The organism is Paenibacillus dauci (assembly GCF_000971985.1).
GTDB lineage: Bacteria > Bacillota > Bacilli > Paenibacillales > Paenibacillaceae > Saccharibacillus > Saccharibacillus dauci.
This window is the reverse complement of sequence record NZ_KQ040799.1, coordinates 223,574-250,205: the sequence shown is the minus strand read 5'-3', so window position 1 is coordinate 250,205 and position 26,632 is coordinate 223,574. Positions and strand designations below refer to the sequence as shown.

Genomic DNA, 26,632 nt, shown 5'->3' with positions numbered 1-26,632 from the left:
TATTCGGTAGTAGGCTTTTTATAAAGATTAAAAAAGTGATAAATATTCAAGCTCTATAGAGTAATTTATCCAAGATCGGATAGAAGAGAAACACTTCTTATTTTCCCTATACATCCAAGTATCCAGCAGACCGAAAACCAATACATATATATAGAATAAAGTAGTTGTGGCTGCCTATAAGTTCATAGCTAATACCTATAAATCACTGCCACACTTCCTGTTTAATATACAATCAGGATCTATTGTCATTATTCTATACGGCTTCATATTGCGGCAGTGTCTACACCATCACTTGAACCTGTTCAATTGCCGAGCGAATAACCTGACAGGAATGGTGGAATTGACGCTGTTCGTTGTCATCCAGTCGCAGCTCAATGATTTCCTGTATACCTTCTCCGGAAATGATGGCCGGTACGCCTGCGCATACATTTTGTTCGCCATATTCTCCATCCAGAATGGAAGATACAGCAATAATCCGGTGCTCGTCGTACAGGATCGAGCGGGCGATATGAGCGAGGGCATTACCGATTCCAAACTGGGTATGGCCTTTGCGGGTGAAGATCTCCCAGCCGGCATCCCTTGTCTTGAGCGCTACATCATCCAGACTCAGCTCGGGGAAGCGGAGAGCATGCTGTTCCATAATATGCAGCAGCGGCTTACCGCCAATTGTCACATGTGACCAGGCGACGAACTGGGATTCACCATGTTCGCCCAGGACATAACCGTGTACGCTGCGCGGATCAATCGAGAATACATCGGACAGAATGGTTTTGAGACGAGAAGAGTCAATGGATGTGCCTGTACCAATAATGCGTTCGCGCGGCAGACCCGAGTATTGCCATGTGAGGTAAGTGACCACGTCTACTGGATTGGCAGCAACGATGAATATACCATCAAATCCACTTGCCATAATCGGATCGGTAATCTCGCGTACAATCTCGGCTGCTTCGTGCAGCAGGGTCATCCGGTCTTGCCCTGGCTTGGGGTTGGGACCCGCTGTAATGATGACGATATCCATATCTCCGCAGTCATGCAGTGTACCTGCGTATACTTTGGTACGATGGGACGTAAAGTCCATACAGTGCGACAGGTCCAGCGCCTGGGCGACTGCCTTTTCATGGGTACGTCCAACCATCATAATCTCGTCGGCAATCGACTGGTTAATCATTGAATAGGCACATCCTGCCCCGACCATTCCTACGCCGACAATTGCTACTTTTCTGTTCTTTTTACCCACGCTGTACAGCCCTCCTGCTATTCGTAATAATAAGATATTCCCGACCTTGCCGGGAAATACATAAGTTAAAGTAGGATGAGTAGTGAATTTAAATGTTAGTTAACTTTCCATATTTACTATTATACATACTTTTATCGGAATGATAATAAGGAAATATGTCACAATAATTAACTTGTGAGCTAGAAAAGATAGGAAATGTGTTTGATTTTCTGCCTATGCATACTCAAAAGCGAACAATAATGCCTATTTGATCTTTGGAAAATGAAACAAAGAACGAAAATCAAAGCGATCTCCAATAAAATATCGGTAAAAGAGAAGATGAACAGTACAGTTAAGCAAAAATAAAATGTCCAAGAATGATAAACAAGTCGTTGATCATCCAAGCAATGATATATAAATAGATGAATTTCATCTTAATTTCAGGTAAGAAGGGTAATAATAAAAGGTGGCATGCCAATGATGCTGGATAAACGGGATCATTGGGCATGTGGATGTTCTATATAATGGAACGCAGATACTTATACTTTTGGGAGGAATCAACATGGCTGAAGAACAAAATGAATATATTGCACTGGCGAGCCGTCCGCAGGGTACACCTGCAATGGAGAACTTTTCGTTTAACAAGGCGGAACTGGGTAGTCCGGAAGAAGGACAGCTGTTAATTAAGACACTGTACGTCTCTGTCGATCCTTATATGCGCGGACGGATGAAAGATGCCAAATCGTATGCGGCACCCTTCCAGGTGGGAGAGCCAATTACTGGTGGCTCGGTCGGCAAGGTTCTGAGCAGCAAGCACTCCGACTATCAGGAAGGCGATATTATCGCAGGCGGCTGGGGCTGGCAGCGGTATGCAATCGTGGATGGTAACGGTCAGCGCAAGGTTGACCCGGAGCTGGCGCCGATCACTACCGCACTTGGCGTACTCGGGATGACTGGATTGACTGCTTATTATGGTACACTGCGCATCGGTGATCCGAAGCCGGGCGAGACGATGGTCGTATCCGGCGCAGGTGGCGCTGTTGGTATGATCGCCGGACAAATCGGTAAAATCAAGGGTGCACGGGTCGTCGGCATCTCCGGTTCAGATGAGAAGAACCGTTATCTCAAGGAAGAGCTGGGATTTGATGAAGTCATTAACTACAAAACAGACCAGCCGATTCGTGAAGCGCTGCAAAAAGCATGTCCGGACGGTATCGATGTCTATTTTGAAAATGTAGGCGGGGATATTACCGATGCTGTTATTGAGCAGTTGAACCGTAATGCACGTATTCCGCTGTGCGGACAAATCTCGCTATATAATCAGGAAAACCCCGAGCTTGGACCACGTATTCTGCCAGCGCTGCTCACTCGTACGGTATTACTCAAAGGTTTCCTAGTGGGCGATTATGCCGATGAGAACGTACAGGCATTGCAAGAACTGGGACAATGGGTACGCGAAGGCAAACTGAAATACAAAGAAAACATCGTAGAAGGATTTGACCGGATTCCTGAAGCTTTCCTCGGACTGTTTACCGGTGAGAATCTGGGTAAACAACTGGTCAAAGTAGCAGAAGAATAAAACCGTGTGTTCTCTATTCATATGAAGTTTAAATAAAAAGCTAGCCTCCGGATCAGACCGGATGGCTAGCTTTTTTGATTATATTTCCGTTTATTATTTTGCAAATATCTACCGTGTTTGAAGAGATATCGTGCGCAGGATAACGCTTCGCAGGCGGCTGCATGTATCCTCTCGGAACGTATAGCGGCCTGCGACAAGTTTACTTTAATTATGCAGTTATACGGTTGGTTTGGAATCGGCAGCTTCGGTGATCTTGCGATACTTGCGGAACATATCAAGCCGCCAGTGAAGCAGCGTACCAAATGCCAGAATAAAGAATACACCTGCTGTCTGCGGGATGGTAATGTAATGCTCGATAAAGCGATGCAGCAGTAGACGAACCAGCAGCAGTCCAATCAGAATAAACAAAAAACTTTTGGAGCGCTGTACAACTACATCGGTCCCGTTATGTTCAAACCGGGTTCCGCGAATCAGCGGATACGAGAAAATAAACCAGCCCACCAGAAAAGCGCCCAGCGCCCACAGCCAGGTCACCCGAAAATCAGGCACCACAAACATGAAAAAACCGGTGCTCATGCCGAGCGGTGGAATCAGAATCTTTTTGGCGTTAACCGGCCGGTGATTGGTCCGGGAACGTACGAGAATAGCGGTCAGAGCAATAACCAGCAGACCGACAGTAGAGCCTATCTGTAAAAAGGAGGGACTGAATTGTAACATGATAAAGGACAAACCCCTCTCCAGAATATAAAATATGTTGAACTACAAACTACCTTTGAATAAACAAAATGCTTGGTGTCCAGCAGGACATGGAACATGCAGTAAAATACTTTATTAGTATATCATATTTTGGGGATCAACCCTATTGCACACGATTACCCGTATGAACATCTTTCGACGGTTTAAATTTTGAAATAGAGTCTGCAGGTACCGCCAATCCATACATACAGAATCTCCGTAAATAAGTTATATACGTCGCTCTGTGCGATCGCAATGTCCTGATCGGAAAGCAGCAGATTACGCATTAGGTCCTATTTGTATATTACACTTGCTGACCGACATTAAAGAAGGAAGTCTGGCCGTTTACTGCTCATCGATAAAAGAATGTCTGGAATGAGATACTTGTCTCAACACTAAAGCAAACTTTTGCAAAGGTGATTCACGATCAGACAAACAGAAGCAGAAAAGTATAATTATGTTAAAATTAAATTGCTATTGTTTTTAAAATAGTCCATTTATTGTTAATTAGTATATAACAGCAAATGTTCATTTCATCATATTTAATATACAGGGAGGAATCGATGATGTCATCATTTGAGATTTTAATAGCGGAGGACGAACCTGCGCTGCGATTTTTGCTGCTGGAGACACTGGAAGATGAAGGGTACAAAGTAACGGAAGCCGAGGACGGCGGACTGGCAAAAGAAAAACTGGCGGAACAATCTTATGATCTGATCATTCTCGATTATATGATGCCGGAAGCCACCGGGATTGAAGTCTGCGAATGGCTGCGTGGTAGCGGCAGTGTCAATGAGGACAAGCCGATTATTCTGTTAACTGCCAAAGCACAGGAAAAGGATCGGATGCGGGCGGAACAAGCGGGGGTTACCCTGTATATTTCCAAGCCATTCAGTCCGCTACAGTTGCTGGATGCCGTAGAAGAACTGTTATCCGGTACGCAGAGGGATAACTGATGCAGGCCGGCGGGGGATTGGCGCGCAGAATTGCCCGGTGGACTATCGTTATCTTTCTGATTTTTGGACTGATTGTATTCGCAGTGGAATGGATGTTTAAGCAGCAGGTCTCACAGATCACGGATCAGATCAACTATCATCTGGATCAGCAGAACCGCTTGCAAAAGATGGGGGAGGACTATCGCTCGACAGTATCGAATTTTCGGGCATATCTGGCGTATGACCGTGACGATTTTCTGACAGCAGCGCGTACCGACAGGGATCAATTCCGTAGTGAACTTGAAGATTATCGCGCACGATCCAACCACTCGACCAGTATGGCTGCACAGCTGGATAGTCTGGTTCGCCAGAGCGAGGAATATTTTAGCTATTTCCCCGCTATTCAGCAGATGAAGCAGGAGGACAATCAGGCGGAGATTGAGCGTCTATCCGGGACGACGACTGTATTGGTGAGCGCTGTAAATGAAGAAATGGAACAGATGATCACCAATGAACGTGATGAAGTGACGATGCTGATGCAGAAGAGCCAGCAGCTCAATTCACTGGTGCTGTTTATACCCTTGGTATTCATTTTGCTCGGATTAATAGCAGCACTGCTGCTGATCCGCTATCTGCGGGAACTGATCGTCAAACCTGTTATACAGATGGAGTCTGCGGTCCGTCGTATCAGCCAGGGAGAACATATACAACTGGATCATCGACCAAATGGAGACGAGATCGGCGGACTCATGGATGGCATTAATCATATGAGCGACCAGCTGCAGGAACGCCATCAAGAACTGGAAAAACATTTGCGACATATGGCTGAACAGCATGATGAACTGGAAGCACAAAACGAAGAGATTCTGGTACAGCAGCACGAACAGGAAGTGATCCTGGCCAAGCTGACCGACCGGGAGAGACAGCTGCAATTGATTAACTCTTATCAGGAAAAGCTTACCGGATTCACTACCATGAGTGAATTTCTGGAAAACAGCCTGCGTGCGCTGCTGCAGGCAACCTATCATGATGCGCTGATGCTCGTTATCCAATCGGAGCAGGAAGCTTCAGTATTTCATACTATTCATGCGATTGGATGGCCCGGATATATGGAACAGCCCGACGGAACCGGATTGTTCGGTCCGGCGCTTCAGGTCATGGAAGAAAAAAGACCTGTCGTACGCAGCCGTGTACTGAGTGGAGAAGAACGCGGTATTCATCTTGGATACGAACGTGCGGATGATCATTATTATCCACTGTGTGATGATCAGATGAGAATCATTGGTTTTCTGTTGTTGACCAGCTATGGAAGTGCAGCGGTACAGATTCATGATAAGATGCTGACTGAAGGGCTAATTAACCAGTTCGGTATGGCTTATCAGGCACAGCTCGCGGGAGAAGAACGTCTCAAACAGAGCATTCGACTGGAAGAACTGAATGCCGAACTGGAAGTAGAAAAGCTGATGATTCGACAGCAGCGGGATGCTATTCAGGAAATTATCGATTCGCTGCATGAAGGACTGGTGCTGTGTGATCGGGAAGGAACGGTATCCTTTTCCAATGAGCAGGTCAGCCGTGTACTGCCGGATCTGCGCACAGGTGCAAGTATTATGGCACTGGGGGATTATCTGGATACACACAGCGTTCATGCAGAGAATCTGGGTGCACAGATTCAGCAGGCGATCGAGGGCGCTGCGAATGACTGGAAGACCCAGTTCTCACTCAGAGGCCGAGATGGTTCTGTTTATTATCTGGAATTGTATATCAACACGATTACGGGAGCCGATATGAAGGACTATTACCTGCTGGTATTCCGTGATCGTACCGAAGAAGAACAAGCCGATCAGATGAAAAATGAGTTTGTCAGTATCGTCTCCCATGAACTGCGTACTCCGCTGGCGAGTATCCTCGGTTTTGTGGAGATTCTGCTGCATCGTGAAGTGAAGCCGGAGAAGTCGCGCAAATATATGGAGACGATTCACCGGGAAGCCAACCGTTTGTCCAATCTGATCAGTGACTTTCTGGATCTGCAGCGGATGGAGTCCGGCAAGCAAAACTATACCCGGGTGCCATTTGATCTGAGACAGGTAGTACACGATGTTGCCCGTCAGTGGGATGGCAAGCAGGAGCATCATATTCAGATACAGCTGCCGGAATCAGCTTGCTTTGTGGAAGGGGATACCGATCGTATTACTCAGGTAATGCATAATCTGATCAGTAATGCAGTGAAGTATTCACCGGGTCAACCGCAGATCGATGTGAGGATTATCGATGGCGGAGCAGATTGGATCGCCGAGGTGCAGGATTACGGACTTGGCATACCGGATGAAGCCCGCGACAAAATGTTCGGTAAATTTTACCGGGTGGATAATTCGGATCGTCGCCAGATTGGCGGAACCGGCCTGGGGCTGGCGATTGTACGCGAAATTGTGCGCGATCTGGGCGGAGAGGTTTATTTTGATTCCCGTCTGGGTGAAGGCAGCACGTTTGCTGTCCGCTTACCCAAGTTCCTTGTCCCGCAGCTGGACAACAAAGTCGTTATTATCGAAGACGATGATAATCTGTCCGGACTTATCCGGGCTACCTTTGAAGAGCAGCAGTACGATATCCTGTCGCTGAATACTGCCGAAGCCGCCATACTCAGTCTGGAGCGGAGCGAGAAGCCGCCCCTGCTGTGCATTGTAGATATTCAGCTGTCCGGATCGCGAAGCGGCTGGGATTTTATCAGCATCCTCAAAGGCCGGGAAGCCAGCCGTCATGTACCTGTTATTGTCTCGTCCGCGCTTGATCAGCCAGGTGATTTTGCCGAGAAACCCAACGAGAAGTACTTGCAAAAACCATTTACCGTAGAGCGGATGAAGGAGCTCGGTATTGCCCTGATTCAGCGCGGAACCCATACCACCGATGTGGTGATTGCCGGGCACAATGAGCAGGTAATTCAGTCGGCACTGAAAAAGAATGGACTACATGCCGTACAAATGCAGGTCAACGAAGACTTTATTAGTGTGGATCTGCTGGGCGAAGAAGACTGATATCTCCTCTAAAATGGGTAATGGAACAGTAAAAGGAAATTATTTCGGATAGAAAACTGGCTGCTTCGTTGGCGCCGCACCATAAAAGCGTAAATGCAGAACAGCCGGAGGAGGCAGTATGGATAAATATCAGCGGCTTTTTATCAAACAGATGAAAGATAAAATCAAAAAAATGACGTTATCCGGTCAAATGACACCCGAGCCGGAGCTGTATCGTCTGGTGCATTCTGCCAAAGGAACCTCCGGCACAATTGGACTGGAAGACTGGTTTAATGTATCTGCAGAATTGATAGAACGTTTGGACCCGGAAGGGGAGCAGGTGTGGTCAGCAGAGCAGATTCGAGAGCTGCTGGCACCGATGGTTTATTTGTTTTTGCTGGCGGATGAAGATCCGGAAAAAGACGATGTGCCTGCAATGGAGCCGGAAGTACAGCCAGCTCCGGCGTATCAAGGTACATTACTGGTGGTGGATGATGATACGAGTCTGCTGCAAATGCTCAAGGATCAGCTGGAGCAGGCGGGCTATATGACATTTGCCGCTTCGGACGGGACCCGTGCGATGGAGATTTTTTATAATATGAAGCCTGACTGCATTATTCTCGATGTGCTGCTGCAGGACAAGGATGGATTTGAACTGCTGCGGGAAATTCAGGCACGGAGTGAACAGTATCTGATTCCGGTTATTCTGATGAGTACAAGTGCAGACCGGGATACGCGGCTGCGTGCCTATGGATCGGGAGCCGATGACTTTATTGGCAAACCGCTGGATATGGAAGAATTTATTTTGCGTATCCGTCATCAGGTACAGCGGCGGATGAAGCTGAATACACTGCTTATGTCGGATGAACTGACAGGTGCTTATAACAGCAGCTATTTTGCCCAGGAACTGGTTCGTCATCTGCAGCGACTTGCAGACCAACATGAACCCGCTGTCCTAACCCTGTTCGATCTCGACAGTTTCCGCCATATTAATGAACGATTTGGTTATGCCGAAGGCGATCGGCTGCTGCGTTATTTCTCCGATCTGGTTCGTCGTTCGCTTGGACCGCAAGATATTTGGGCACGTGATCGGTATGATCGGTTTTATCTGCTTCAACCGGGAATACGGGAGAAAGAAGCTGTTTCCTTTGCCAATCAGCTGCTTGAACGCCTGGAAGGAGAAGAACATCTGATTAGCCCGGACAGCTATCGGGTTACTTTTTCGGCAGGTGTACTGGAACTCAAGCCAGGCATGACAGCACAGTCCTGTTATGACCAGATTCTGCGTATTGTAGCAGAAGCCAAGCGCAGGCATGATGGTGTAATGATCGTGCCGGAGCGGCGACGAATTACGGAACCGCGTCCAGTTCGTCCATTTGAAGAGATGCCCGGTGAACCATCTTCGGCTGCTGTAGTATCGAATCCGGAACCATCTGCTGCAACAAGTGAAGTTCAATTTTTTGCAGTCCATGAAGAGGCTAAAGCAACGAATCAGGTAGAAACGTTGCTGTCTTCGGTTTCTTCACGACTCAAGAAATATGCAGACAAAAAGCCTATTTTTCCTGGCGATCAGGAAGAGCAATCGTCTATGTTGACCGTAGAGGATTCGAATCAGTCAGTGCCGCTGCAACAAGAACGGACTGCAGTGGATAGTGTTGAAGTATCGGTATCTACAGTCTCTGCAGCGACTATTCCTGATGAAGTCCAAGGAACCTCCTGGTCGAATGATTCTGAAATGTCTTCCTCTACACCATCTTCTTTACCGCTTCAGGTAGATACGATTCGCGAACGTGAATCGACCGGTGAGACTGGTGGACGGCGCGGTACACTGGAATGGATGGGATATGAGGAGCGGACACTGGTTAGTCAACAGGTAGCCGAGGTAGAACAGGCTCCTGTACCGCCCGCCGGGGTAAAACCGTGGCGGCTGGCTATTATCGACGATGACGATCTGATCTGTGGTATGCTCAGCAAAAGGCTTGGCGGACTGGATATCGAACATACACTGGAGATTAGAACATTCAGCGATGGGGAAGAATTTTTCACAGATCCATGGCATGGAGAGGATGCGCAGTATGTCGTTATCCTGGACCGGATGATGCCACGCATGAACGGCATGGAAGTGCTGCGCCGTATTCGCAGCATGGAGATGCGCGCCAATTATATGGTTCTTATGCTGACCAGTGTTGGAGATGACCGTGAAGTCGCGGAAGCTATCCGGGCTGGAACGGATGATTACCTGACCAAGCCGTTCAGTATTGTCGAACTGGAAGCACGCATCCGGCGCCTGCTGGGGAGGATGGGACTATGAACAGCATGGACCCTGATTCCGTACTGACCGTTGTCTTATGGCTTTGTGCGGTGATGCTGATTGCACTGGTTGCGCTGTATGTCTATCTGGCTATACGCAAATCAAGCTTCAACCGCAGAGAGGCTGCTGTCTACAAGCTGCGCAAGGAACTGGAACAATCCGATTCGGTACTGGAAGAGTACCTGTTGACCGGAGAGACGTCGCGCCGGCTGTCTACCAAAGAGCCTTTTCGGATGGAGGCGATCCAGGAAGCACTGCTGCACAGGCTCTCGATCAGCCGTACTCCCGAAGAACGCAGCCGGATTTATGACTTTGCGGAAAAGTATTTCTCCAGCCAATATGAACATTCACTGCATGATCGCCAGTGGAGTACCCGCATGAACACCTTGCTTTGGATCGAGCAATTCCAGATGAATTCCATGGAAAAGGATCTGCTCGAATGGATGAATGATCCCCAGTGTTCGGAAGAGGAATACTTTCAGATTTTGCGGATTCTTTCCAAATTGAACAGCCACCGTGTACCTGAATATCTGCGGGAGAATAATCATGATCTGTCCGACAGTCAGCTGCTGCAGATTCTGCTTCCACTGAATGATGAACTACAGGGGGAGCTGATTGCCGAATTTGAACAGTATCCGTTCCGGGTTCGGTGCAGCTTTATCGATTCGCTGCGTATTCGTAATATTCGTTCTGCCGAAGTGCTGAATCTGCTGGAACGCCAGTTGGTTGGAGAAGATAGTGAGCTGCGTATCCGTTCGCTCAAGGCAATTTCCAACTTTGGCTATCTGACGCCGGAAGCAACGCGGCAGTTGGTAGAGCAGATGGAGAATGAGCACGATCATACGGTGGAGCAGGTCTCCTGGCCGGAGCGGCTGATGCGGGCAAGAGTAATGGGCAATATCCGTGAAGATATTTTCGTGCCTTATCTGGAGGAGATGCTGGGGGATTCGGCATACCGGGTTCGCCAGCAGGCGGCAGAATCTCTGGCTGCCTACAAAAATGGACTGGAGCTGCTGGAAAAGGTAGCTGCCGGTGAACATGCGGACCGCTATGCGCGCGAGATGGCGGAGGAGACGCTGGAAAGGAAACAATATGAGCGGAATCTGGCTTGATATTACAGGAACCCTATTCGAGATTGTTAGCATTATTATTATGATCTATGTCGTTGCCGTCAGTATCGCTTATGTCGTTCTGTTCTTCGTGGCTGCCCGGAAGCTGAATCGGGAAAAGGATCTGAATGAGAGCCAGTATGATCAGGTACTGGAAGAAGAGTTGGCTCCGCCACTGTCGATTATTGTGCCAGCCTATAATGAAGAACTGAATATCGTGTGGAGTGTGCGTTCCTTGCTCGGTATCAATTACAAGCAGTTCGAGATTGTGGTCGTCAATGATGGCTCCAAGGATCAGACGGTACAGTATCTGATCGATGAATTTGATATGGTAGAAGTTAAAAGCCGGGTACGCTGGTCAGGGCTTGGCAAGCCAACCAAACCGATCCGGGGCATTTACCGTTCGCTGCAGCACAATAATCTGGTGCTGGTCGACAAGGAAAACGGCGGCAAGGCCGATGCGCTGAATGTAGGCATCAATGTGTGCCAGTATCCATATTTTGCCTCACTGGATGGGGATACGGTGCTGGATCAAGATGCTTTTATCAAAGTGATGAAGCCGATTATGGATGCCGGCCCCAATGAAGAGATTGTCGCTACAGGCGGCAGTGTTGGAATCGCCAATGGCAGTTATGTAGATAGTGGGTATCTGAGCCGTGAGAGTGTACGGTTGTCCAGCAAACCGCTGGTGGTAATGCAGGTTATTGAATATCTGCGTGCTTTTCTGATGGGACGAATTGGACTCAGCCGTCATAATCTGCTGCTGATTGTATCCGGTGCGTTTGGTATTTTTAAAAAGAGCTGGGTGATTGAGGTGGGCGGCTACGAGGTGGATACGGTCGGTGAGGATATGGAACTGATCGTCCGACTGCATCGTCGGATCCAGGAAAAGAAAAGCAAGGCGCAGATTGTCTATGTACCCGATCCGGTCTGCTGGACCGAGGCCCCGGAGAAAGCCAAAATCCTGCGTCGTCAGCGTACTCGCTGGCATCGGGGTCTGTATGAGAGTCTATGGCGCCACAAAGTCATGCTGTTTAATCCCAAGTACGGCAAAATCGGCATGATCTCCATGCCCTATTTTCTATTCGTAGAGCTGCTGGGGCCAGTGGTAGAGCTGGCTGGCGTAGTTACGGTAATTGTCGGGATTTTCCTCGATACGGTAGACGTGAGAATAACGATGGTTCTCGCCCTTCTTATGCTCTTATACGGTTCCCTGCTGTCTATGGGAGCAGTACTGTTCGAAGAATGGTGCTTCAAACGATACAACCGGGTAGCGGATCTGACGCGACTGTTTTTGTTCGCACTATCCGAGACTTTCTGGTATCGCCCGATTATGACACTTTGGCGATTTGAAGGACTTATTCAGATTGTTCGTCGTAAAAATCAAGGCTGGGGGGATATGGCACGCGGCGGTGTCATGAACTCCAAAAAACCGGATAACCGGACAAATGGAGGACAGCCATGAAACGTAAACGTACCTGGACATTCTGGCTGATTCCGCTGCTGGTTGTCGTGCTGCTGCTGACTCCGTGGATATGGTGGGAAGCGAAGCCGGCGACCACACTGCAGGTTGCCATCCTCGATAAGACGGTACCGGATATGACGTATCGTGAGCACAAGGGACTTGTCTGGCTGCTGAATCAGCAGAAATATGTTAAAGCAGATCAACAGTCTTATGATTACACCCGTGATTATTACGGATTTTTCCCAAAAGCGGATCGTCAATATGAGACTACCGGACTGCCAGCGGATCTGAAGGGCACCGATATGATCTATGTAGCCGATACGTACGGGATCGAACGGGCGCAGTATGAAAAGGACAGTTCGGCGGCTGGTGATCTGTCGGCAGGTATGCTTTATGGAGGATTAACCATCTCGGATATACAGCGAATTCGCAGTGCTGTAACGAGCGGCGGAGTAAAGACGCTGATCGCCGAATTCAACAGTCTGGCAACTCCGACACAGCCAGGTACCCGCCAGGAATTCTATCCGCTCATTGGAGCAGAATGGACAGGATGGACCGGCAGGTATTTCAGCGATCTGACCCGTGGCGGCGAAGTACCTGTCTTTCTGAGCGGTGATGGCAGTGATCCGAACCGGTGGCCGTATACCGGACCGGGCATAGTCTTTGTTCATGAAGATGGCCGGGTGGTCGTATTGGAGCAGGGCAAGCAGATTGGTGAAGAAGGTGTGCAGACGATACTGACGACCCAGGGCAAGGCCCGGCTCGGACTGGACAGTACGATTCGCTACAACTACTGGTTTGACGTGATGAAGCCTGCCGAAGGAGCAGAAGTGCTGGCCAATTACAATCTGGGACTGACAGATGATGGCAAGAGCAAGCTTCAGGCCGCCGGAATCAGTTATGAATTCCCGGCTGTGATCCGGCAGCAGCATGATACCTATGTCTCCTACTACTTTGCCGGCGACTATGCGGATTATGATCACTATTCATTCTGGCGCAAGTATCAGGGCTGGGAGAACTTCAAGCGCTGGCTGACATTTGACCGTCCGAACAGCGAAGATGCTTTTTACTGGCATATTTATGTGCCTTTGATGAAATCCATTCTTCAGGAAACGGCTACAGACAGCAGCAAATAAACGACAGTACAGGTCTGTCTCCATGATGAGCGGAGGAGCTTCCGGGCTTTTTCGCTTAGGATGGAGTCTTTTTATTTGCGGTGCGATGGATTTACTCTATACCGCTTCTGTGATACTATCGCACTAATACATATAACAACCGGGGAAATATCGACGATTAAGCAGGTAAACGATTACACTTCATGTACGGATTTGGCGTATAAGGATCGAGTCTGCAGTATACCGATCAGCATGAAGATGGAGGGGGAAAGAAATGGATCAGGTAGATCAAAATATTCTGCTGCATTTGCAGCAGCAGGCACGCATCTCGATGACGGATCTGGGCAGGGAGGTCGGACTGTCACAGCCTGCTGTGACCGAAAGGGTGAGGCGGCTGGAGGAGAGCGGTATTATTCAGGGCTACCGGGCGATCTTGTCCCCAGAGAAGATTGGGCATCAGTCCACAGCTTATTATTTGTTCCGAGCCAGTGATGGTTTGCATTTTTTGGATTTTTGCCGGGAAGCTGTGGAGATTGTGGAGTGTCATCGAACCAGTGGAGCCTATAATTATCTGCTCAAAGTCGTGACTTCTTCGATCCGTGAGCTGGAAGACTTTGAAGACCGTATTAGCAACCATGGAGATTATACAACGCTGATCGTACTGTCTTCTCCTATTGAACATAAGGCGCTCAAGCCTAATCTGCTGGAAGACCAGCGGCTGGTCTGACCGGTACATAACATAAATTCACCAAGTATGGATTTTGAAATACTCGCAGCAAAGCCCCTGCCTGATAATACGAGACAGGGGCTTTGCTGCATTCTGCATGAATAAATAGCGGCGCGTAAGCTACTTGTGCAACTAATCTTTTACACAAAATAGGGCAACACAATAGCTCCATAGGCAAAAGCCGCCAAAATTACAAAAGCCGGATGAATCTTGCGAATCTGCATCGCCCAGAAGGCTACCAGCGCAATACCGAGCGTCTGCCATAGCCCGATAGAACCGTACGATTCATCTGCCAGCTGCCAGGTCAGTACCAGCATCATGACTGCAATAACCGGCTGTACCAGCAAAGTGAGTCCTTTGACTACCGGCGAAGAGCGATGTTTCTGCAGTAGACGCAGCAGGATAATCATCGCTGCCGCCGAAGGTACGATGGTTGCCAGAAGAGCAATCAATAGACCTGGAATACCGGATACATCAAAGCCGACAAAAGCAGCAATTTTGGTAGCGATTGGCCCGGGCAGAGTGTTGCCCAGTGCCAGCACATTGGAGAATGCTGTATCATCCAGCCAGTGATAATGGGTGACGATTTCGTTGTACATCAGCGGAATCGAAGCTGGACCTCCACCATAGCCAAGCACATTGGCAAGGAAAAATCCCCATAGCAGACGCAGCCATTCCAGCCAGTCATTCACAAGTGACATCAGCGCTCACCTCCATCGATACGCCGCTTTCGCAGATGCTGTACCAGCCTGAAGTGAAAAGCGCCATAGACCAGGAATGCCGCAATCACGATAGCTGCATGAACATTTAGCAGCTGCAGCAAAATAAACACGATCACAAATAAAATAATACCGAGCGTCTTGCCGAGTCCTTTGACCGCCTTTTCGCCAAATTCATAAGCCATGACCCCCAACATAACGGCAATTACCGGTACGACAGCAGCGATCATGCCCTGAATAATCTTGGAGCTGTTCAAGTACGCAACAGCGGACAAAAGTACGATCATGGCAATGGACGAAGGCAGAATATGCGCCAGTACAGCCAGAATTGCACCCGGAATTCCTTTGCCACGGTAGCCCAGATAAGCAGCCATCTTGGTAGCGATCGGTCCGGGAAGCGCATTGCCCAGCGCCAGAATTTCGCCAAATTCATCGTCGCTGATCCAGCGATAACGGGTGACGGCTTCATACCGGAATAATGGCATGACCGATGGTCCTCCGCCATAGCCGAGTACACCGGTACGGATCATCGCCCAGCTCAGTTCGCTGTAGGTCGCCTGACGATAAGACGGGGCATCGGCAGAGGTCGGAGAGGGGGGAGCATGTGTATTCATTGCGTTATAACCTCATTCCCATCCGGCTCTTGTAGCGTGTGATCAGCACCTGACAGTCCACACTCATAATACCCGGCATATTGTATAATTTCTCACGCAAAAAAGTCTCCATTTCCTGATTATCCTTGAACAGTCCATGCATATGCAGCTTGCTTGGCCCTGTCATATGATAGAGACTCGTTACAAACGGTTCTTCGGCCAGCTGATCCGCGGTCTCGTGCAGATGCTTGGGCTCTACCTCGACATTAAAAAAGGCCGAGACGGCGATGCCGATTTTGGCTGGATTAATAACAGCTGCAAAACGCTCAATCGTTCCATTCTCCATCAGTGCATTCACGCGCGCCTGTACGGCAACCCGTGACAGACCGATATCCTTGGCCAGATCGGTATAGGATATACGTCCATTCTGGTTAAGAATAGCAATAATCTTGCGGTCAATCTCATCAATATGGTTCTCCTGCATGCCGCCGGAGGATTTGGATTGGCTCATTATCTTCACTCCCGGATAGTCAGCTGTTCGTTAGTGCATGGTGCACAATTATCGAATGGCTGGAATAATAACGATACAACTTTCTTTTTGTTCAGAAAATAATACTTTTAATTACAATATGGATAAATATATAATGTTTAATAATCGTTTTCAATATTAAAATGAAATTCGGCTTACGTTTGATCAGGTGGCTGTGCTGCCGTTAACCGACTATAGGGGAGGAACCCGTATGACGTCTGAGTGGAATGCATTTGTAAATGAGCAGTTTACGCTAACACGGAACCAGAACGGTAAAGGTTTGCTAAGCGGGTTAACCTTTGGGGTCAAGGATGTATTTGCACTGAAAGGCTACACGTCAGGGGCAGGCAATCCGGATTGGCTGCGTACGCATGAGCCAGCATCTGATACTGCTCCTGCCATTCTTGATCTGCTGCACGCAGGCGCTATCCTGAAAGGCACTACCCATACGGACGAGCTGATGTACAGTCTGAATGGACAAAACAGCCATTATGGTACACCGGTTAATCCCAGGACAGCAGATCGGATTCCAGGCGGTTCTTCCAGCGGTTCGGCTGTAGCGGTAGCCGCCGGTCTGCGTGATTTTGCTATTGGTACAGATACGGGAGGATCGGTGCGGATTCCTTCGTCTTACTGCGGAATCTATGGGATGCGTCCGACGCATGATGCGGTATCAATGAAAGGTGTTATTCCGCTGGCAGCGGGCTTTGACACGGTAGGTTGGATGGCAAATACGGCAGAACTGTTGCATGATGTAGGACAGGTTCTGCTGGCGGCTGATCCACTGCAGACTGCGCCGGATAGCGACGATTTTGCCAAGGTGTATTTACCAAGAGAAGCCTGGGATATTACGGAAGAAGATACACGCACATTGCTGCTTGAAGCAGCACATGAACTGCTGTCCAGACTGACAGGATATCCATCTGTCGGTGAATGGATCTCTATCGCGCCGGAAGGACTCGGTGCGTGGATGACTGCATTTCGCAGTGTACAGGGAATTCAGATCTGGGAACAGCACCGGGAATGGATCGAGCAGGTACAGCCTGTATTTGCTCCCGATATAGCTGATCGATTCGCCTGGGCGAGTATGCTCAAGCGTGAGGAACAGAGCGAAGCATTTACCAAAATGAATACAGTGCGTGATTCGCTGCGAACGCTGCTTGGCACCGATAGTTTGATGATCCTGCCAACTGCCACAGGTCCGGCGCCATCGCTACATATTCAGGGTGAAGACAGTGAGCGCCGCCGTTCCCAGACCATGCAGCTCTCATCGATAGCCGGTCTGGCCGGTCTGCCACAGATTACTATACCGACAGGCACGATAGATGGAGCACCAGTCGGCCTGTCGATCATTGCCGGAGCACATCAGGATCTGCGTCTGCTGCAGTGGGTACGTGAGAGTGCGATCATAAAATCATAAATGGACAAGAAGGATCGTTAGCATTTGTGCAACGATCCTTTTGTCATTCGTTAAGTTGTCTTTCTATAGATTTTTCAGTTTGCGAGTGTGAATTCTATTCATTTAGACCCCTGCTGTGTGGCTCGTTGTTTGAACAAAGATAAAATGATCATCTGGACTCCAAACGTGCAGATGGTCAGCAATATAACCGCGTAGCCATAAGACACCATTGATTTTTCTAAGATAAAATCCCTTTGGAAACTCTTCGTCTTCAGTCAGTATCTCCGAGGCAATGGTAACAGAGCCGGCCGGCGCTCTATGCTGCTGAACTGGCTGATCCCCATAACTTTCTGGCTGTTCAAGATACGCCAATCTTAGATGGGGTCCCAGCTCTAACGGGCACAATGCCAAACCCGATTGGTCTGCTCTATCAAAGATCTGATCTATTGTAGCTCCTTCAGGAAAACCTAATTGACCAACAGTGAGTTCTACAGTCGGTAGACTGTATTTGATATCAGAAGTTGTGAATTTATTATCGGTTATTAATGTTTTTCCCAATTCGTTCATCATTATAGAGTGCTGCTGCAGCTTATGGAGCAGCTGCGTTTTTGTCAGTCCGCCAATTTCTACGATACGCTTGATCTGCTTGCAATCAGGATAGTTTCTGTTTTCACTGTACACGTTTAATCACTCCTGACAAATGGGATTGAATCCTCAGTATATTCAAAGATACAGGTAGTATGAACATATATAAATCCTGTAGTTGACAGTAGATAGGTATGATTATATAATCACAATGGAATATACACCTAATTACTATTGGTAACTATTATTGATAGTTATGAATTCAGTCATCCTGTTTATAATTCCTGACTTAAAATATCCCGAGGAGTGGTTATGATGTCTAATATGGTCAAACCGGAAACAATTCAGGTAATGGAAGAACGTCATTCGGTCAAAGTATACGAAAAAGGCTATATTATTCCGCAAGAAGACATGGAGACGATCCTGTCTGCTGCGAATGCCGCTCCTTCCGCATGGAATCTGCAGCACTGGAAATTCCTCGTAATTGATGATGAAGCCAAAAAGCAGGAACTGCTGCCTATCGCCTATAATCAGTCCCAGATCAGTGACAGTTCTTTTGTCGTAGCGGTACTGGGTGACCTGGAAGCGAACCGTAATGCAGCCCCTGTCTATGATTCCCTGGTGGAAGCCGGCTCTATGACACAAGAGATTCGCGATACACTGGTTAACCAGATCAATGGCGCATACCAGAGCCCTGATGTAGCACGTGACAGTGCCAATCGCAATGCTTCTTATGCAGCGATGAACCTGATGCTGGCTGCCAAAGCACTTGGTTATGATACTTGTCCAATGGGTGGATTTGACGCTGCTGCATTCATGGAACATTTCAATGTGCCTGCACGTTATATTCCAACACTATTGATCTCTGTCGGTAAAGCGGCGAAGCCTGCTTATGCGTCAGGTCGCTTCTCACTGGAAGAAGCAGTTATCAAAAATTCATTCTGATTTCATAGTGTAATAAAGATTATAAATGACCTGGCCCTATCGGACGCCAGGTTTTTTTATTCGTTTTCTGTAAAGCCTGCCAACTGATTCGGAGTGCATTTGCGCATAAATGAAGAACATGTAACAGATACTGGAAGATATCCGGTTATAATGTAGAAGGTCTGCAGCAATGAACTATTTGCTGCAACAGACCGTAACTATATATGGGTTCTGTCGCATAGATCCGCCTAGGGCAGTTTTCCATGAATACCTTTTGTATGAAAGGCTGGATATCATGCTGGTTAATCTGTTGAACAATTTAACATTAATGACTACTTTCCTGTTCCTCTGCAATCTGCTGCTGAACAAGATTCAGGAAAGCTTCCCTCAGTATAGCCGTACTTTTCCTTATATTACAGGAGTTCTGCTAGGACTGCTGGGGCTTGGACTTATGCTCTTCAACGTTAATGCACCCGGTGGTTTTCATCTGGATCTGCGTGTGCTGGCTATTATTAGTGCGGTCTATATGTCGGGTCGGCTGGCAGGAGCTATCAGTCTGATAATTCTGCTAATCGGACGATTTGTACTGCTGGATATAAGCAATACAGCCGGACTATATGCCGGAATAGCAATGCTCATTCTGGCTTTTGTGCTTTCGGGTGCTTTATTTGACGGGAAGCATAATCACTCTTGGAAGCGGTGGGTTATTGTTGTCGGAAGCAGCATGATTTTGCCCGGTCTACCTGTATATATGACGTATGACGGCAATATTATGCTGCCATTTTTGCTTGTTATGTTTGTTTATACGCTTGGTGGGTTATTTACGTATCTACTGCTGACTTATCTGAGCCGTTCGAATCGATCTATTTATCTGCTCAAGGAAAGCGCCAGTCGTGACTATTTGACCGGACTGCATAATCCGCGGGCATTTGAAGCGATCTTTGAGCAAAAGGTGCTGCATGCGACGCGTACCGGGGAGCCGTTTGCCCTGCTGATGCTGGATATTGATCATTTCAAATCTGTAAATGATACATATGGTCATAGTGCAGGGGACGCTGTATTGGCGGGAATGGGAGAGCTGCTGCATCATTTTGTACGTTCCTCGGATGATTGTGCACGCAAAGGTGGAGAAGAGTTTGTTGTGTTGCTGCATTGCTGCAATTACAATCAGGCCAGGCAGGCAGGTGAACGCCTGCGTCAGCAGATTGAGCAGCATGTCTTCCTGCTGCCGGATGATCAGCAGCTGAGAATTACTGCTTCGATCGGAGTATCTGTTTTTCCGGATCGATCAGCAAGGGAACTGTTGGATGAGGCGGATCAGGCACTATACCGGGCCAAACACGAAGGACGCAACCGGGTATGTGCAGCCGGTATATGAAGCAAATGAAAGGGCACCTGTGCGCGTTTTTTGACAGGTGGTTATACAGCACGGGATAATAGATGTAAAGACAAGTATTCATTACAAGGAGGTGAACCAAAGTCTAATCTTAGGCTTTGGAACATAATGAAAATTACAGATACAATACAAGTTATTGAACTCAAGTCGAAATATGGCGAGCATGAAATGGTCATTCATCCGGTAGTAATCTATGAAGGAGATCAGGCCGTATTGATCGATACCGGAATTCCAGGTGGCTACAATACCATGATGCAGCATATTCGTCCAGGATCCACGATAAGTTCCGTTATTCTGACACATCAGGATCTGGATCATGTGGGTACTCTGCCACAGCTGCTGGATGCGGCACCCGGCAAGCTGAATGTCTATGCGCATATCGGTGATCAGCCGACGATTGACGGAAGAGCGCCATTTCTCAAAGCTTCACCGGAACGCTTGAAAGGGATGCTGTCTGAACTACCGGAGTCAGAGCGCGATGCATTTTATTCGGTCTTCTCGCCGGAGACGCCGGGCAATGTAACCCATACCTTGCATGGCGGGGAATTGCTGCCATTCGCAGGTGGTCTTCAGGTTATTCACACACCGGGACATACGCCGGGTCATATCAGTCTGTACCATCCTGCGAGCAAAACGCTGATTACTGCGGATGCCATGGCCATCGAGGAGGGTCAGCTGATGGGGCCAGTTCCTAATTTCACACCGAATATAGATCAGGCACTGCAATCACTGAATGCGTTTCGCGAGCTCGATGTAGATACTGTCGTCTGCTATCATGGTGGATTGTTCCGTGGCGATTTGCAGCAGCGGCTGGATGAGCTGGTACCTTCTTCGTGAGCAGCCGCTTCCCATGGCTGAGCTGGGGATATACGCTGCTGCTGGCAATGGTTGGCGGTCTCCTGTTCAAATGGTTTAATCTGCCGGTGCCTTGGCTTCTTGGTCCGATGATTCTGATATTTATCGGCTCCCGATTGCTCCGCGGGCGCAGGCTGCAGCTGGCCTGGCCCGCAGCAGCAAGAGATGCCGGTACGATCATTGTTGGCTACTCGCTGGGATTATCACTGACATTCTCTACGCTATCCCGGATCGGGCAGCAGCTACCGTCAATGATCGTTATGACGGTGCTGCTGCTTTTGTTCTCTACGGCGACCGCTTATCTGATTTCCCGGTGGACACGTATTCCTTTTCCGACTGTACTGATCGGTAGTATACCCGGCGGACTCACCCAGATGGTACTGCTGGCACAGGAACTAAAAGGTATTGACCTTACCGTAGTCACTTTCCTGCAGGTCTCACGCTTGATGATGATCGTTATTTTTGTGCCGCTGCTTATTTTTAGTCCACTGTTTGGCGTGGATCTGAATACGGTCACGGAGGCGATTACCCATTCTTCGCCAGGCTGGTCATCATTGCCACCGACGATCTGGCTGTTTGTTGTTGTCTGTCCTGTCGCGGCAGTGATCGGCAAGCGGTTTAATTTTCCGACAGCCTATATGCTTCTGCCTATGCTGGTCACGGCAGTCATCCAGCTGGCCGGCATCCCGGGTCCTGCACTTCCGGCAACTATACTGGATGCGGCGCAGCTGATGATTGGCAGCTCGATCGGGCTGATGCTGCACCCCGAGCAGCTGGAACGCAAATTGCAGATGATTATACTCGCTGTCGGCAGCGGGGTAGTACTGCTGATTTTTGCCTGTGTTATGAGTATTATTCTGATCCAGTGGCATCATCTTACACCGGCGACAGCACTGCTCAGTATGGCTCCCGGTGGCATGGACCAGATGGGGATTATTGCGCATGAGGTCAGTGCCGATATTGCTACAGTCAGCTGCTATCAATTGTTCCGTACACTGCTGATTTTCCTGGCTGTCCCAACCTTTTTACGTATGTTTATCCGTAGGATATCGATGCACTGATGATTCATCCCCTCGCAGAATCGGTATTAATTAGAGAATGAATACGCCTGCTGCATCATATAGAAGCAGGCAGGCGAATACGGATACGAGAGGGGAATAATCATGTCAGTAACCGATAATCAGGTATGGATGTACATTGGTACATACGCAGGCAAGGAAGAAGCCGGTATACATGTCGCTGTGATGAATCAGGAAACAGGAGAGCTGCATATCACCTCGGAGACAGCGGGAGTAGAGAATCCATCTTACTTGGCGTTGTCTGCGGATGGCCGCCATCTCTATGCAGCATGTGAGATCGATGAAGGAGAGATTGCTGCCTATACGATCGACGAGCAGACCCATGAGCTGCATCTGATCGATCGCAAAGCCACCGGTGGAGGCGCTCCCTGCTACGTACAGCTGACACCGGACGGTCAGTATCTGCTGGCAGCCAATTATACCGGTAAGAATGCCAACATTTTCCCGGTACAGGAAGATGGAAGTCTCGGCGAAATGAGTGGCGAAGTGCATCACGAGGGCAGTGGTACGCATCCCGAACGCCAAGATGCTCCGCATCTTCACTCTGCTGTATCCTCTCTGGATAGCGGGATGGCTTATGTATCCGATCTGGGCCTGGATCAGATTGTCAGCTATGCGATCGAGAATGGTGCACTGGTCAAAGCCGGTGTAACCGAACTTCCGCCTCAATCCGGACCGCGTCATCTGGTGTTTCATCCGAATGGACAGCTTGCCTATGGTATTAACGAGCTGAACAGTACAGTCACTTCGTATGCCCGTAATGTCGAGAACGGCGTCTTGGAGATTCTGGGGACCGTATCGACATTGCCAGACGATTTCGAGGGCGAAAATACAGGCGGTGATATTCGTCTGTCCCTGTGCGGTCGCCATGTGTACGCGTCTAATCGTGGACATGACAGTCTCGTCCACTATCATATCGATGAGCAATCCGGCGAGCTGACACCTGTAGAATGGGTACCTGTCAAAGGGAAGACACCGCGTAATTTTGCCGTTGTGCCTGGTGGTTATGTACTTGTCTGCAATCAGGACAGCAATAATATCGTCCAGTTTGCCGCTGAACCGGATACCGGCCGTCTGACGCCTACCGGACACGAGCTGACGCTGAATCGTCCAGTCTGCCTGATGGCAGATCTGAATGAAGTAGAAGGCTGATTGGATTACGATTCAGCCGACTATTTTTAATAAAGGTTCCTGTTTAACCTATCAAAAAAGGTGCAGTATCTGAATAACCCGATCCAGGTTATGGCAGATACTGCACCTTTTTTATTCATATTCTCCCGCATAGGGACGTTCCTTGCGCTTGGGTTCCCGGGTGAGCCGGTATCCGGCGGCATACATCAGCACCTGCGCAACCAGAATATACGGCGCAGCTGTTAGTCCGAGAAGATGCAGCAAGGCCAGCCCGCAAATCATCAGCGTCACGATGACAAAGGAAGCCCGGCGTCCGCTTTCCCGGAATTCGGCGCTAATCACACCGTACAGCAGTAGCAGCGCTCCGCTGCAGGACACAAACCGCAGAATAGCAAATAATGATGCAGCCGGTCCCGGCAGTGCCGCATTGTACAAATCGGCAATCAGCTGCCAGCAGAAGATCATCTCTACAATCAGCGCTGTAAATGGCAGCAATGGACGGAGAGTTACCCAGTACAGCATCCCCCAGCGAGGATGCTCGCCGCGTGTCAGCAATCCGCTGCGCTCCCGGGTCAGCCGACTGATCTCCATCTCAAGTGTACGATAAAGCAGTAGTGTAGACTGCCGATCCGGACGCTGCAGATATTCGTCAACCCGTTTCACTAGCTCATCCGAAGCATATGGAGCCGCCTTACAGCCCAGAATGGTTGCTGAAGCCGAACTCTCATCATTGGTCACCTTATAGGAATTGGCTACAGCGACAGACTGCGTAGTGGCAGGCATAACAACAGCCGGATACAGTTGTCCGGCTGCTTGGGTAAAATAATCCAGACTGGATTGAATCCGGCGCATGCGTTCCCGATCCGTACTGTACCGCTGTCTGGCAGACAGGCCGTACGTCAGGGCAAGCAGCGCAAATCCGGCAAGACTGACCGTAACTAGCAGTGCCGGATAATGTTGAAGCAATGTCCATTCCAGTGATCCCACCCGATTCACTCCTTTATTGATCCATTGATACGAATGATATGGTTATGCTGATGATATCACTATTTATGATACAAGAACAGGTGGGAGACTAACACTTCCTGACTCAGTAACGACGGTAACGATCCGTGCTGCGGGTTCCGGTGACTGCGATAGATTCGATCAGCAGCAGAACGGCAGCGATACAGTGCATGATCCAGCCAAGGAATGGAATCCAGGCAAGTGCCGAAGTAATCACACCAAAAGCGTTCCCGAACGGCGAGCGCCCAAGACGTACCGCCAGCACCAATGCTACCAGATGCAGTACAAAAGCGATAAACAGCGGTGAATATCCGTAAGAGATGACAAAGGTTCCTCCAATGATCGGAATGGCCATCAATGCTTCCAGCGCGAAGGTGATCCATTTTAAAACAGGCAATGCGGTTGACATCGTATCAGCTTCCTTTCTGGATAGGTCTATATCGAACCGACAGTATGATAAAATACTCACTTCTATTCTATTAAACGAAAAATTAGCTTTTGAGTTTCAAAAAGAGACCGATATTCGGTAGATCTACTGTTACAATCGCTGATTCCCTCTTTTCTCCATGAAATGTATCTACAAAAAGCACGGTTTGTCCCTACCCGATGGATAAACCGTATTGGTTTTGCGCCAATTGCTGGTATACTGAATTATGGACTGGAATTGTAATCATTATAAATAAACAATTATTCATATAAATGGGAACCTGATCATTGGATCAGAATGCCAGCAGGAAAGGAGGAACCCAAATGGCGTACAATAGCCGATTCGCTGTAGCCATTCATACATTGTCGCTGCTTGATTCTACAGAGGGGCGTATTACTTCGGAGATGATTGCGGGCAGCGTCAATACCAATCCGGTGGTGATCCGCCGAATGATTAGTCAGTTGACCAAATCGGGTCTGCTGCGTACCCAGCCAGGGGTAGCCGGTGCACAGTTGACACGTCCGGCTGGTGAGATCACACTGCTCGATATTTACCGGGCTGCACAGAATGAAGCACGGGATGAATTATTCGCGATTCATGATAATCCCAATCCGAATTGTGAAGTTGGGCGCAATATCCAGCAGGAACTGGAACAGGTATTTGCCCGTGCCCAGCGTGCGATGGAGCAGGAGCTGGAACAGATTACACTTCGCCAGATTACGACCGATATCCAGCAGATGGAAGAGGTTCGTCAGGCGATCCGCAGCTAAGATTGAATCATGAGCAGCTGCTCAGGGTATGTAAAAGACAGAAACAGGCATAACCTGTCATGACGGAAAGGATGAATAACAATGAAAGTAATTATTATTGGTGCAACAGGCACGATTGGACAGCGTCTCGTACAGGAGGGGCTGCGCCGCGGTTATGAAGTCACTGCCGCTACACGCGATTCTTCCAAAATTGATCCGAATACCGAGCGTCTGAGTGGCATTCGTCTGGATGTAATGGAGCCATCCAGTGTTGAAGCGGCTGTCGCCGGACACGATGTAGTTATTAATGCATTTGGTCCACAATTTGGACAGGAATCCGATCTGCCGGAAGCAGCGCGTTCCATTGTGGAAGGGATGAAAAATGCCGGCGTTTCCCGGCTGGTTATCGTAGGCGGAGCAGGTAGTCTGGAAGTAGAGCCGGGTGTGCGCCTGATGGACACGCCCGATTTCCCGGCAGAGATCAAGCCGCTCGCATTGGCACATGTAGAAGCCTACGACGTATACCGTCACAGCGATCTGGAATGGACATATGTCAGTCCTGCCAGCTGGATCGAACCCGGCAAGCGTACAGGCAATTTCCGTATCGGTACATCCCGTCTGATCACGGATGATGACGGAGCCAGCCGTATCTCTGCGGAGGATTACGCAGCTGCATTGTTCGATGAAGTAGAAGATCCACAATTTGTTCACGACCGCTTTACGGTAGCTTACTGATCCGCCAGTTAGCTAGCAAAAAGTGTGGCTGACCAGATATTTTTTCAAATGAATACTTTAGAAAATAATAAGCAGTATTGGCCGGATTCGTTATAAGGTCAATGCTGCTTATTTAATATGTTCAGTAAGGTAAGCAGGATACTCTCGGCATAAAATAAAAAACCTTTTCTCTTTTTAGCGAGAAAAGGTTTTTTATTTGACAGCATTATCAGCTAATCCTGGAAATCTCATTTGTATTTGCTGAACAAGCCAGATTTTTGTATACCTGCAATTACGGTTATATAGTAAGAGAACGTCTTATAC

The 26,632-nt window shown here is 48.6% G+C and carries 24 protein-coding genes; 16 read left to right on the top strand and 8 right to left on the bottom strand.

What is annotated here, in order from left to right; translation table 11 throughout:
• Positions 1-280: 280 nt before the first annotated feature.
• Positions 281-1,237 carry an L-lactate dehydrogenase gene (locus WH46_RS04585; RefSeq protein ID WP_017812506.1) on the bottom strand — a complete coding sequence of 319 codons (957 nt, stop codon included), beginning with the start codon at positions 1,235-1,237 and terminating at the stop codon, positions 281-283.
• Positions 1,238-1,778: 541 nt separating this feature from the next.
• On the opposite strand from WH46_RS04585, the gene WH46_RS04580 reads away from it, so the two are divergent.
• Complete coding sequence (locus WH46_RS04580; RefSeq protein WP_046225884.1) at positions 1,779-2,795, top strand: NADP-dependent oxidoreductase; 1,017 nt, start codon at positions 1,779-1,781, stop codon at positions 2,793-2,795.
• 216 nt (positions 2,796-3,011) lie between these two features.
• Here the strand turns inward: WH46_RS04580 and WH46_RS04575 are convergent, their stop codons facing one another.
• Positions 3,012-3,512, bottom strand: a complete 501-nt coding sequence (locus WH46_RS04575) for a CcdC family protein (protein WP_046225883.1) — start codon at positions 3,510-3,512, stop codon at positions 3,012-3,014.
• Positions 3,513-4,096: 584 nt separating this feature from the next.
• On the opposite strand from WH46_RS04575, the gene WH46_RS04570 reads away from it, so the two are divergent.
• The 7 genes from WH46_RS04570 (at position 4,097) to WH46_RS04540 (ending at position 14,203) form a co-directional block, all read left to right on the top strand.
• Positions 4,097-4,486: a response regulator transcription factor gene (locus WH46_RS04570; RefSeq protein ID WP_017812510.1), complete on the top strand. Its 390-nt coding sequence runs from the start codon at positions 4,097-4,099 to the stop codon at positions 4,484-4,486.
• Positions 4,486-7,497 (top strand): ATP-binding protein, encoded by a 3,012-nt coding sequence (locus tag WH46_RS04565; RefSeq protein WP_052714115.1) that lies wholly within the window; start codon positions 4,486-4,488, stop codon positions 7,495-7,497. Before WH46_RS04570 ends, WH46_RS04565 begins: the two co-directional genes overlap by 1 nt.
• A 118-nt stretch (positions 7,498-7,615) precedes the next feature.
• Positions 7,616-9,787, top strand: a complete 2,172-nt coding sequence (locus tag WH46_RS04560) for a GGDEF domain-containing response regulator (RefSeq protein WP_046225882.1) — start codon at positions 7,616-7,618, stop codon at positions 9,785-9,787.
• Complete coding sequence (locus WH46_RS04555) at positions 9,784-10,899, top strand: HEAT repeat domain-containing protein (protein WP_017812513.1); 1,116 nt, start codon at positions 9,784-9,786, stop codon at positions 10,897-10,899. The genes WH46_RS04560 and WH46_RS04555 overlap by 4 nt, the downstream gene beginning before the upstream one ends.
• Positions 10,880-12,361 carry a glycosyltransferase family 2 protein gene (locus WH46_RS04550; protein ID WP_017812514.1) on the top strand — a complete coding sequence of 494 codons (1,482 nt, stop codon included), beginning with the start codon at positions 10,880-10,882 and terminating at the stop codon, positions 12,359-12,361. Before WH46_RS04555 ends, WH46_RS04550 begins: the two co-directional genes overlap by 20 nt.
• Positions 12,358-13,497, top strand: coding sequence for a hypothetical protein (locus WH46_RS04545; protein ID WP_046225881.1), 1,140 nt, complete (start codon positions 12,358-12,360; stop codon positions 13,495-13,497). The genes WH46_RS04550 and WH46_RS04545 overlap by 4 nt, the downstream gene beginning before the upstream one ends.
• 253 nt (positions 13,498-13,750) lie before the next feature.
• Entirely contained in the window at positions 13,751-14,203 is a 453-nt protein-coding gene (locus tag WH46_RS04540) for an Lrp/AsnC family transcriptional regulator (RefSeq protein WP_046225880.1), read from the top strand.
• A gap of 140 nt (positions 14,204-14,343) precedes the next feature.
• On the opposite strand, the gene WH46_RS04535 is transcribed toward WH46_RS04540, so the two are convergent.
• The 3 genes from WH46_RS04535 to WH46_RS04525 are packed head-to-tail and all read right to left on the bottom strand — an operon-like array spanning position 14,344 to position 16,026.
• Positions 14,344-14,904, bottom strand: coding sequence for a chromate efflux transporter ChrA (locus tag WH46_RS04535; protein WP_046225879.1), 561 nt, complete (start codon positions 14,902-14,904; stop codon positions 14,344-14,346).
• Complete coding sequence (locus WH46_RS04530) at positions 14,904-15,536, bottom strand: chromate efflux transporter ChrB (protein ID WP_269430594.1); 633 nt, start codon at positions 15,534-15,536, stop codon at positions 14,904-14,906. Before WH46_RS04530 ends, WH46_RS04535 begins: the two co-directional genes overlap by 1 nt.
• 4 nt (positions 15,537-15,540) lie before the next feature.
• Entirely contained in the window at positions 15,541-16,026 is a 486-nt protein-coding gene (locus WH46_RS04525) for a chromate efflux transcriptional regulator ChrS (protein ID WP_017812519.1), read from the bottom strand.
• A 229-nt stretch (positions 16,027-16,255) separates the two neighbouring features.
• On the opposite strand from WH46_RS04525, the gene WH46_RS04520 reads away from it, so the two are divergent.
• On the top strand, positions 16,256-17,464 hold the full coding sequence (locus WH46_RS04520; RefSeq protein ID WP_046225878.1) for an amidase: 1,209 nt from the start codon (positions 16,256-16,258) through the stop codon (positions 17,462-17,464).
• A gap of 102 nt (positions 17,465-17,566) precedes the next feature.
• On the opposite strand, the gene WH46_RS04515 is transcribed toward WH46_RS04520, so the two are convergent.
• Positions 17,567-18,124 carry a hypothetical protein gene (locus WH46_RS04515; protein WP_046225877.1) on the bottom strand — a complete coding sequence of 186 codons (558 nt, stop codon included), beginning with the start codon at positions 18,122-18,124 and terminating at the stop codon, positions 17,567-17,569.
• Between the two features lie 219 nt (positions 18,125-18,343).
• Here WH46_RS04515 and WH46_RS04510 point away from each other — a divergent pair, with 219 nt between their 5' ends.
• The 5 genes from WH46_RS04510 to WH46_RS04490 all read left to right on the top strand — a co-directional run bounded on the left by WH46_RS04510 (position 18,344) and on the right by WH46_RS04490 (position 23,434).
• Positions 18,344-18,973 carry a nitroreductase family protein gene (locus WH46_RS04510; protein ID WP_046225876.1) on the top strand — a complete coding sequence of 210 codons (630 nt, stop codon included), beginning with the start codon at positions 18,344-18,346 and terminating at the stop codon, positions 18,971-18,973.
• 289 nt (positions 18,974-19,262) lie between these two features.
• Positions 19,263-20,330 (top strand): GGDEF domain-containing protein, encoded by a 1,068-nt coding sequence (locus WH46_RS04505; protein ID WP_197088245.1) that lies wholly within the window; start codon positions 19,263-19,265, stop codon positions 20,328-20,330.
• A 126-nt stretch (positions 20,331-20,456) separates the two neighbouring features.
• Positions 20,457-21,185, top strand: coding sequence for an MBL fold metallo-hydrolase (locus WH46_RS04500; RefSeq protein ID WP_046225874.1), 729 nt, complete (start codon positions 20,457-20,459; stop codon positions 21,183-21,185).
• Positions 21,182-22,264: an AbrB family transcriptional regulator gene (locus tag WH46_RS04495; protein ID WP_052714114.1), complete on the top strand. Its 1,083-nt coding sequence runs from the start codon at positions 21,182-21,184 to the stop codon at positions 22,262-22,264. The genes WH46_RS04500 and WH46_RS04495 overlap by 4 nt, the downstream gene beginning before the upstream one ends.
• A gap of 102 nt (positions 22,265-22,366) precedes the next feature.
• Positions 22,367-23,434: a lactonase family protein gene (locus tag WH46_RS04490; protein ID WP_046225873.1), complete on the top strand. Its 1,068-nt coding sequence runs from the start codon at positions 22,367-22,369 to the stop codon at positions 23,432-23,434.
• Between the two features lie 111 nt (positions 23,435-23,545).
• Here WH46_RS04490 and WH46_RS04485 read toward each other — a convergent pair whose 3' ends face one another.
• Positions 23,546-24,400, bottom strand: coding sequence for a hypothetical protein (locus WH46_RS04485; protein ID WP_046225872.1), 855 nt, complete (start codon positions 24,398-24,400; stop codon positions 23,546-23,548).
• 103 nt (positions 24,401-24,503) lie between these two features.
• A complete protein-coding gene (locus tag WH46_RS04480; protein ID WP_046225871.1) occupies positions 24,504-24,827 on the bottom strand; it encodes a hypothetical protein in 324 nt (107 codons plus the stop codon).
• Positions 24,828-25,168: 341 nt separating this feature from the next.
• Here WH46_RS04480 and WH46_RS04475 point away from each other — a divergent pair, with 341 nt between their 5' ends.
• Both WH46_RS04475 and WH46_RS04470 read left to right on the top strand, forming a co-directional pair.
• Entirely contained in the window at positions 25,169-25,615 is a 447-nt protein-coding gene (locus WH46_RS04475; protein WP_046225870.1) for an Rrf2 family transcriptional regulator, read from the top strand.
• A gap of 81 nt (positions 25,616-25,696) precedes the next feature.
• Positions 25,697-26,329: an NAD(P)-dependent oxidoreductase gene (locus tag WH46_RS04470; protein ID WP_046225869.1), complete on the top strand. Its 633-nt coding sequence runs from the start codon at positions 25,697-25,699 to the stop codon at positions 26,327-26,329.
• Positions 26,330-26,632: the final 303 nt, after the last annotated feature.